This is a genomic window from Mesorhizobium metallidurans STM 2683, assembly GCF_000350085.1.
GTDB classification, from domain to species: Bacteria; Pseudomonadota; Alphaproteobacteria; order Rhizobiales; family Rhizobiaceae; genus Mesorhizobium; species Mesorhizobium metallidurans.
The window spans coordinates 1-8,525 of the sequence record NZ_CAUM01000136.1 but is presented as its reverse complement, the minus strand read 5'-3'; the positions used below and the strand labels follow the sequence as shown (position 1 = coordinate 8,525).

At 63.3% G+C, this 8,525-nt stretch carries 7 protein-coding genes and 1 pseudogene; all 8 read left to right on the top strand.

The features are described 5' to 3' along the window. Positions 1-6: 6 nt before the first annotated feature. On the top strand, positions 7-435 hold the full coding sequence (gene tnpA, locus MESS2_RS22935; RefSeq protein WP_008876867.1) for an IS200/IS605 family transposase: 429 nt from the start codon (positions 7-9) through the stop codon (positions 433-435). A gap of 329 nt (positions 436-764) precedes the next feature. After that, positions 765-1,754 carry a hypothetical protein gene (locus MESS2_RS22930; protein WP_008876866.1) on the top strand — a complete coding sequence of 330 codons (990 nt, stop codon included), beginning with the start codon at positions 765-767 and terminating at the stop codon, positions 1,752-1,754. A gap of 399 nt (positions 1,755-2,153) precedes the next feature. After that, positions 2,154-2,402, top strand: coding sequence for a hypothetical protein (locus MESS2_RS22925; protein WP_008876865.1), 249 nt, complete (start codon positions 2,154-2,156; stop codon positions 2,400-2,402). 282 nt (positions 2,403-2,684) lie between these two features. Next, positions 2,685-3,278 (top strand): phage connector family protein, encoded by a 594-nt coding sequence (locus MESS2_RS22920; RefSeq protein WP_008876864.1) that lies wholly within the window; start codon positions 2,685-2,687, stop codon positions 3,276-3,278. 64 nt (positions 3,279-3,342) lie between these two features. Beyond that, on the top strand, positions 3,343-5,814 hold the full coding sequence (locus MESS2_RS22915; protein WP_008876863.1) for a phage tail protein: 2,472 nt from the start codon (positions 3,343-3,345) through the stop codon (positions 5,812-5,814). Positions 5,815-6,119: 305 nt separating this feature from the next. After that, positions 6,120-6,776 (top strand): hypothetical protein, encoded by a 657-nt coding sequence (locus tag MESS2_RS22910; RefSeq protein WP_008876862.1) that lies wholly within the window; start codon positions 6,120-6,122, stop codon positions 6,774-6,776. Positions 6,777-6,778: 2 nt separating this feature from the next. Next, positions 6,779-7,252 carry a hypothetical protein gene (locus MESS2_RS22905; protein ID WP_008876861.1) on the top strand — a complete coding sequence of 158 codons (474 nt, stop codon included), beginning with the start codon at positions 6,779-6,781 and terminating at the stop codon, positions 7,250-7,252. 418 nt (positions 7,253-7,670) lie between these two features. Further along, positions 7,671-8,525 (top strand): annotated as a pseudogene (locus tag MESS2_RS33060) (hypothetical protein); the annotation flags it as partial.

Sequence of the window (8,525 nt, the reverse complement as noted above, 5' to 3'; positions counted from 1 at the left end):
ATCTGGATGGAAGCTTACAAGCGTGGCGGTCACACGGTTTGGGACTGCAAATATCATCTGGTGTGGGTGACGAAGTACCGTCATGCGGTGCTAGGCGGCGACGTCGGCAACCGGTGCCGGGAACTGTTGCGTGAGACGGCACGGGCGCATGAAATGGTTGTGCACGCCGGATCGATCAATCGCGACCATGTGCATATGCTTGTGTCGATCCCGCCGAACCTGTCGGTATCGCGCGCGGTGCAACATTTGAAAGGACGCAGTTCGCACAAGCTGTTGAGCGAGTTCGGCATATTGCGCAAGCGTTACTGGGGCCAACACCTGTGGGCGCGCGGTTATTGGGTGGTGAGCAGCGGGAACGTCACCGACGAGATGTGGGCCGAATACATCAAGAACCAGACGCCGCCAGAGCCCGACGACGACTTCAACGTGACGTGAGTTGGCGCCAAGTCCGCCGAACGGCGGACCGATCCGGCTTTGAGCCGTAACCTGAAGCCACCGCCTTTAGGCGGTGGAGAATTCACTCCCTTTGGAAACTCTACTCCGGCGGCCATCTGGCGGCGTTTTCTGCGCTTCCGGCCTTCGCCGGCCGAAGCACTGATGAGTGGTCGTGACAGTTAAGGCTACGGCCGGCGTAGGCCGGTGCTCACGGACCCAAAAGTCCGCTGCGCTCCGGTTCTCGAAACCACCACCACCTGGCGCGCCGGAGCGAGTTTCGAAACGGCCTCTAAAGCTCGCCGCCAATCAACCCATGAAGGAAAGACAAAATGGCAGACGCTTATACCCGTATCGCGGACGCGATCGTTCCGTCCGTTTATGCACAATACTCGTTCGAGGAGCATGTCCAGTCGCTCGAGATCTACCAGGCCGGGATCCTGTTTTCCGACCCGTCCATCGCTTCGAAACTGTCGATGGGCGGCCGCTCGGTCGACATGCCCGGCTGGAAGGATCTCGGCAACGACCCGTCCGAACCGGTCAATGACGACCCGGCCGACTCCATCGAGATGAAGAAGATCGGTTCGCGCCGCGAGGTCGCCGCCCGTAATGTCCGCGCACAGGCGTGGGGCGTTCCGGACCTGACCTCGATCCTGGCCGGCGACGACCCGCAGAAGCTGATCGTGCGCCGCCAGACCGAATATTGGCAGCGCGCCAACAAGCTGACCTTGCTCGGCATCCTGAAGGGCGTCGTCGCCGACAACATCGCCAATGATGGCGGCGATCTGGTGCGCACCACCGGCGCCTCCATCGTCGACACCGACATCATCGAGGCCGCCTATCTGATGGGCGACCGCGCCGACAAGTTCAAGACGATCTGGATGCACTCGAAACAGATGAAGGCGCTGAAGCTCGCCGACCTCATCGACTATGTGCCGTCGTCGGAGCAGGGCGGGCCGCTGATCCCCTATTATATGGGGCTCAGGGCCGTCGTCGACGACGACATTCCGGTGGCAGCGGGCGTCTACACCGCCTTCATGTTCAAGGACAAGGCGATCCTGTGGAACGAGCTTCCGGTGAATACGGAAGGCGGGCCGCTGGAGTTCGATCGCAAGCCGCGCCAGGGCCATGGCGGCGGCGTCACGGAAATGGTCGGCCGCCGGCACTTCGTGCCGCATGTGCCGGGCACCCGCTTCCTCGACGCCTCCTCGGCCGGCGAATTCGCCACCGACGCGGAGCTGGCGCTGGCGGCGAACTGGGACCGCACGGCCTCCAGCGTCAAGAACATGACCTTCATCGCGCTGAAGACAACCGAGGTTTGAGCAAGCGGGCGGAGAGCTGTCAGCACTTCGCCCTGCGCATGAGGCAGTTGCAATGCCTTTCAAAAAAGAAAAGGCGGACCCGAGGGACAGTGGGTCCGCCTTTGTTTACCGACCGGCGTCGGGGTTTGGACAAATGCCGGCAAACAAGTCGAAGCAATATCAGCAGGCGTTCGCTGGGCTTCGGTAAGTGCAAGTGTGGACATGTTTGGCGCCTCAATCAATTAGCTCGATGGACCTAGGCCGGCCGATGTGGCGAATCCCAAACGCATGCCCTGGGCTGCTCCCGTGTGAAACGAAGTTTGGAGTTCGCCACATTATTCCTGTTGCACATTGATCAATTGCCGGCACTGGCCAGTTACAAAGAACGGCGATGTTGTCTTGTCTCGGCAGGGGTTAACCATGAATTTGACGTACAAGACCGTTCAGGCAAAGCTTCGAAAGGCGGGCATTGCCCTACGCAAGAAGGGGGAAATCCACCGCATAAACTTCCTCAATGGTCCGGAAAATACCGCCTATTACACGACAAGCCTTCAGGAGGCGCTGGACAAGGGTTTGGCGATGGCGAGACGTGCCGAAGGGCCGCAATCGGACCCCCCTGCCAAACCAAGGGAAAAGCGGCGGACCTCGACGGGGCGACGCGTCGGCTGATGCCTCAGGCTCCAAGCCGCAAGTCGCAGCCACGTTGTGCGACAATGTCGTAAAACTTCGATAAATCAGAGTGTTATCGCCCCCTCTTCCGAATAGATAGCGGAGCGCCACCACCTCTTTCCCGATCGTGGTCGGCGCCGTGACGGGTTCCGCGCACGAGACCCTGCGAACCTTCCACCAAAGATAAATCGCCAAATCCCAGCCGCTTCGAAGCGGCTTTTTGCCGTGGAGGCACCATGCCCTGCTTCGCCCGATCAACCGCACCGACGGAGGCCTGACGCCATGGCCATTACCCCGCTCGACATCGCCAACATGGTGCTCGCCGTGCTCGACGAGGCGCCGATCGACAGCCTCGACCAGGACGTCAAGGCGGCGCGGCTGCTCAATCTGCATTCTGACCTGACGCGCGAAGCGGAACTGACCAAACACGCCTGGGTCTTCGCCATCCTGTCGGCGTTCGTCGCCGGCGCCGACACCGGCAGCGGCGATTGCACCTTGAACTTCGCCTATGAACTGCCCGCGGACTGCCTGCGGCCTTTGCCCTTGACCCACAATGGCGAGCCGGACGGCGTTCCGATCTCCTGGCGGCAGCAGGCCGGGCTGATCTACTGCGACCAGCCGGGCCCGCGTCTTATCCGCTACATCGCCAACCTCACCGATCCCAACGACTGGGACGCGCTGTTCACTGAGGTGCTGGTTGCGGCACTCGCCATCAAGATCGCGCATCCGCTGACCCACAAGACCGGCATGATCGATATCGCCCGCTCGGCCTATGACCGGGCGCTGGACGCCGCCTTCACCGCCAACGCCATCCAGCGCGGCGGCCGGTTCCACACCGCCTCCTGGTCGCAGCAGCGCGGCGACTTTCGTTTTTGATTTCGCATGTCTTTGCCCCGAAACCGCTGCGCACGGTGAGACATGCTTTGAGGGCTTTTCGCTAATGACGACGCTCTATCCGGTCCAGGATGTCTTCACCCGTGGCGAGATATCGCCGCGCCTGCATGCGCGTGCCTCGCTCGACCTCTATCGGGCAGCACTCGCCAAATGCGAGAATTTTGTGACGCTGCCGCATGGCGGCATCAGGAAGCGCGGCGGTACAGTCTTCGTCGGTGCGGTGAAGAATGCGGCCAGAAAGACGCGCGGCATCCCGTTCATTTTTTCCTCCGAGCAGGCCTACTGCCTGGAGTTCGGCGACCTCTATATCCGCGTCTATGCCTATGGCGCCCGCGTCGGCACGGTGGAGGTGGCATCGCCCTATCTGGAGGCGGACCTGTTCGACCTCGCCTATGTGCAGTCGGCCGACCAGATGTGGATCACCCACAGGAATTACCCGCCGAAGGTGCTGACGCGCAACGCGCATACGACGTGGACACTGGATGACTATCCCTTTGAGGATGGCCCCTATGATGACATCAACGATACCTCGACGACGCTAACGCCAGCCGACTACGGTTCGCTGGCACCTGACATGACTGGGCTGACCTCGCCATCCGGCACTGTTACATCGACCGGCGGGTCGTCCAGCGCATGGCAGGCTTTCGACAAGAATAGCGGCACTGACGTTTTCTTCGATAACATCACGGCTGGTTTTATCGGATATCAACTACCCGGCGGCGCCCAAGCCATCGTGGATCACTATACCGTCACTACGACCGATGGCACGCGCGTAGACCGCCAGCCGGTCGCATGGAAGATTGAGGGCTCGAACGATGGTTCGACATGGACGACCATCGACAGCCGTCAGGGGGAGAGCGGTTGGACCGGTGGCGAAGCGCGGTTCTATGAATTCTTCAACAAGACGCCTTACGAATACCATCGCTTTCGCTGGCTTAGCGTCAATGGAAATACTTCGTCCCAATTCGCCGAAGTGACGATGAACAAGGCGGCGGCCAGTCAGACGCCGTTCGATCTCACGGCTTCTTCGATCGTCGGCATCAACGACGATACCGGCTTCCAAACCAGCGATGTCGGCCGGGCGGTGCGCCTTCTCGGTTCGGATGGCCGTTGGCGCTGGGCAAAGATCGTCTCCCGTGTCAGCACGACGGTCGTGACAATCCAGCTTTATGGTTTTGCTCTGCCCGATCTGAGCCCGATCACGCGCTGGCGGCTCGGCACCTTCGTGCCCGGCAAATATGTCGAGACCGGCTCGCTCTACGAGGAACGGCTGGCCTTCAGCCGCAAATTCTCGGTCTATGCCTCGGCCACCGGCGACTTCGACAATTTCGCTCTGGGCGAGAAGGACGACGATGCGCTGGAGTTCATCCAGGCCGGCGGTGGGCAGGCCAACGACATCACGTGGATCGCCGATTCCGACGGCGCGCTGCTGATCGGCACCTCGGGCGGCATCAGGGCGCTGTCCGGCTCCGGCATCGACGAGGCGCTGACGCCGTCCTCGTTCAAGAACCGGCGCTCGCGCACCTTCGGCTGCGCCCGCATCCGCCCGGTCGATGCCGGGCAGTCGTTCCTCTATGTCACACGCTCGCGCCGCTCGATCGCCGAGCTGACGCAGACCTCGGCCGGCAAGTTCTCGTCCGACGACATAGGCCAAATCTCGGAACACATTCCCAAGCAGGGCGTGGTCGAGCTTGCATTCCAGACCGATCCCGATCCGGTGCTATGGTTCCCGCTCGAAAATGGCGAGCTTGGTGGCTACACCCACCAGCCCTCACAAGAGGTGCGCGGCATGCATCGACATCGCCTCGGCGGCGGCTTCGCCGGCTCGACGCCCGGTGAGCCCAATTGGCCGGTCGTCGAAAGCGCTGTGGTGACGCCCGGCCAGAACGGCGTCGATGTCATCTGGCTATTCGTCAAACGCACCATCGCCGGCGTGACGAAACGCACGATCGAAATCATGACGCCGCCTTTCGAATATGGCGGCCTCGACGATGCCTTTCAGATCGATTGCGGGCTCTCCTATTCGGGCGCCGCCGTCAACGTCGTCTCCGGGCTCGATCATCTCGATGGCGAGAGCGTCGACGTGCTGGCCGGCGGCAAGGTCTATAAAGGCCTTGTCGTGACCTCCGGCCAGGTGACGCTGCCCGGCGGCGCCACCGCCGCCAGATGGCTGGTCGGGCTTCCCTATCAGGCGCAAGCCGACACGCTGGAGCTCGATGTCGGCGGCCGCGAAGGCTCCATCATCGGCCGCCGCAAAAAGGTCGCCAAGGTGATGATGTCGTTGCTTGAAACCGACACGACCGGCCTCGAAGTGCAGTCCCTCCTGCGCGGGCGCTGGGAGAAGGTGCGCATGCCCAGCATCGTCGCGCCTGAGGGCAAGGCTGATCTTTTCACCGGCAATGTCGAGGTGCCGATCGACGACAGCTGGGAAGGGCAGGGGCGGGTGCGCATTCGCCACGTCAATCCGACGCCCTGCACCATCCGGGCGTTCACGCCGGTGTTCGACGCCGAGCCGTAGGGCTTCCCTGGAGGTTAGAGAAGCCGTTGGCGACAGCTAATCTCCCCCCTGGTGGGAGAGATGTCCGGCAGGACAGAGGGGGCGCTGTCCCTCCGACCTATCCGCGTTATGCCTGCGTCCCAACGAACGGTAGCCTGACGACCACCGCTCGATTCTGAGCTGCTGTTCAGATTTTGAGAGCAGCTTTTCAGCAACTGAGGCCGGCGATCCTTCGCGCCCCCCCCTCTGCCCCGCCGGGCATCTGGGGGGAGATTGCGGTGCCGCCGCCCCGCCCACCCATCACTCGCCACCAAGGAACCCGATCCGTGACCCACACCCATGCCGAAGACCTCGGCAAGGCGCGGACGGCTGCCGATTTCGCTGCCGTCATCGCCTTGCTCGACACCGATCTCAACGACGCCATCGCCCGCAGGCACGAACTGCAACAGGCCGAGGACCGCGCGATCTTCGGCGACGGCGATCTGGCGGCCGCGCGCGCCGCGCTCGACGATTGCAACGAGGCAATCGCGCTTATCGAAAAGACCATCGACGCTGTGGACAAATGTCGCGCCGCAGCCGCCGAGAGCGAAGCCCGGGCCGACGTCGCGGCACTTGGTGAGGAGACAGCGGCCAAGGCCGCCACTCTCGGCCAGCGCTGGCGCACTGTCCACCGGCTGGTCGAACAACTGCGCCAGGAATTGTTCGAAGCCGATGCCTTGAGCCGCGCCATAAGCACCGCCAACGGCCTGTTCGATGCCGCCGGCGTCGCCGACCTGAAGGTCAACCTGACCACCATCCGCCGCGCCGCCATGGCCGGCGCGCGGGCCGCCGCACCCGCTCGCCTCAGCCGCTCGGCGATCCAGTCCGACAGGCTCTTGCTCTCCTTCCTCAGCCCCGGCGGCGCGCTCGATCCGCGCCCGGCGCTCGGCGCGGCGGTCGAGGGCGTCAGGAGCAAATTCATTCCCGCCAGCGAGCGAGGCTGACCATGTGCACGATTGCCCTTCTCGGCACGGCTCTTTCGGCCGGCGGCGCGCTGGTCCAAGGCCAGCAGTCGAAGCAAATGGCCGACTACCAGGCCAAGGCCTATGAGCAGCAAGTCCAAGCCGAGGCCCAAAGTGCGGCCTTCGAACAGGGCCAGGAGCGCCACAAGCAGGATCTGTTGCAGGCACAGGCGCGCGCCCAGGCCGGCGCCTCCGGCGTCGGCATGGCAGGCTCGCCGACCGAGGTGCTGGCGGCCAATGCCAGGCAAGGCCAACTCGACCTCAAGGCGATCCAGTACGGCTCGCAGCTGCGCCAGAACAGTCTCAGCACGCAAGCCGCGATTTCGCGCTTTTCCGGCAAGCAAGCGGTGACCGCCTCGATCTTCAAGGCGGGCAGCAGCCTCGTGTCGGGTCTCTCGAAGATCCAGATGGGCACCTCTGCTTTCCCGGCGGCCCCTGACACCGGGATTCCTTTGTAATGGCGACCATCCCCCTCCAGCTTGCCCAGCGCCGGCTCGACACCGGCAATGTGGTTTCCTATCCAGCCGGCCCGCCGGTCGGCGAGGCCATGCAGAACTTTGGCGACGAGCTTTCCGCCGTCGCCGAGCGTTACCGGCAGCAGAAGGAGCAGCAGGAGGCGTTCGACGCCGAAATCGTCCGCCGGCGCTTGAACGAACAGGTTGCGCAAGCCGAAGACGAGGCGGTACAGAACGCGCCGGCCGACGGCCGCGGCTTGCATGACAGTATGTATGGCCAGGTCGATCCGCGCACAGGCCGGGTCGTTAAGCCAGGCCTGTTCGATGAACTCTTCGACAGCACTCTGCCGAAAGTGTCCGAGGGCCAACGCGCCAATTTCACCGGCAGAAGGAAATCCTGCGCTCGGTTGGCTCCGCCCGCATGGCCGCCAGGCAGCAGGCGCGACGCGACGAGTATGAGCAGGTCGAGTGGACCAAGGTCGACAATTTCTACACCGGCTCGATCGCGAAAAGCGACCCGAACGACACGAAGACCTTCGAAGCGATCCGGCAGAGCGGCTTCGACTTCATCGCCAAGATAGGCAACCCGCTTGCCAGGCAAGCGGCCGGGATGGCCTGGCGCAGCAACACGGCCAAGGCGCTCGTCCAGGCGATGATCGCGCAGGATCCGCGCCGCGCCGCCGAGATGCTTGGCGCGGCACAGGCCAACGACGGCAGGACCAAGGACGATACCGTTGAGGGTGGGGGTGGGCCGAGCGCGGGTGGGTCTGAGTCGCTGGCGACGCGCGAAGCGCCCGCAGGTGGTCTTCCGCCAGACGAAAGACCTGTCCGCACGGGTTCCATGGAGCCTGACGGAAATACGGCCTGGGCTGCCGCAAAACCCTGGATGGCCGACCTGTCGCCGGATGCCATTCAAGATCTCGGCCAGAAGGCGCAAGCAGCGACTGCCGCAAGCCTGGTCGATGCGCGCACCGACATCTCTCTCGCCTACCAGAATGCGCCGGACGCCCTCATGTATACCGGCAGCTATTCCGAAGAGATGCCGGGTCCAGAGGCGTTCACCGCGGTCTATGGCGCAGAGGAGGGCGGCAAACAGCTCCAGGGCCTCAACAGGACATTCGATATCGGCCGTCAGGCGTTCGGCATGGCCAGAATGCCAAACGACGCCATTGAGGCAGAGGTCCGGGCGGCCAAGCCAGATAGTGCGAAGCCGGAACGGGATCAGGCGCAGTTTGAGATAATCGCCTCTGCCGCCAAGCAGGTTCTGCGCGCCCGA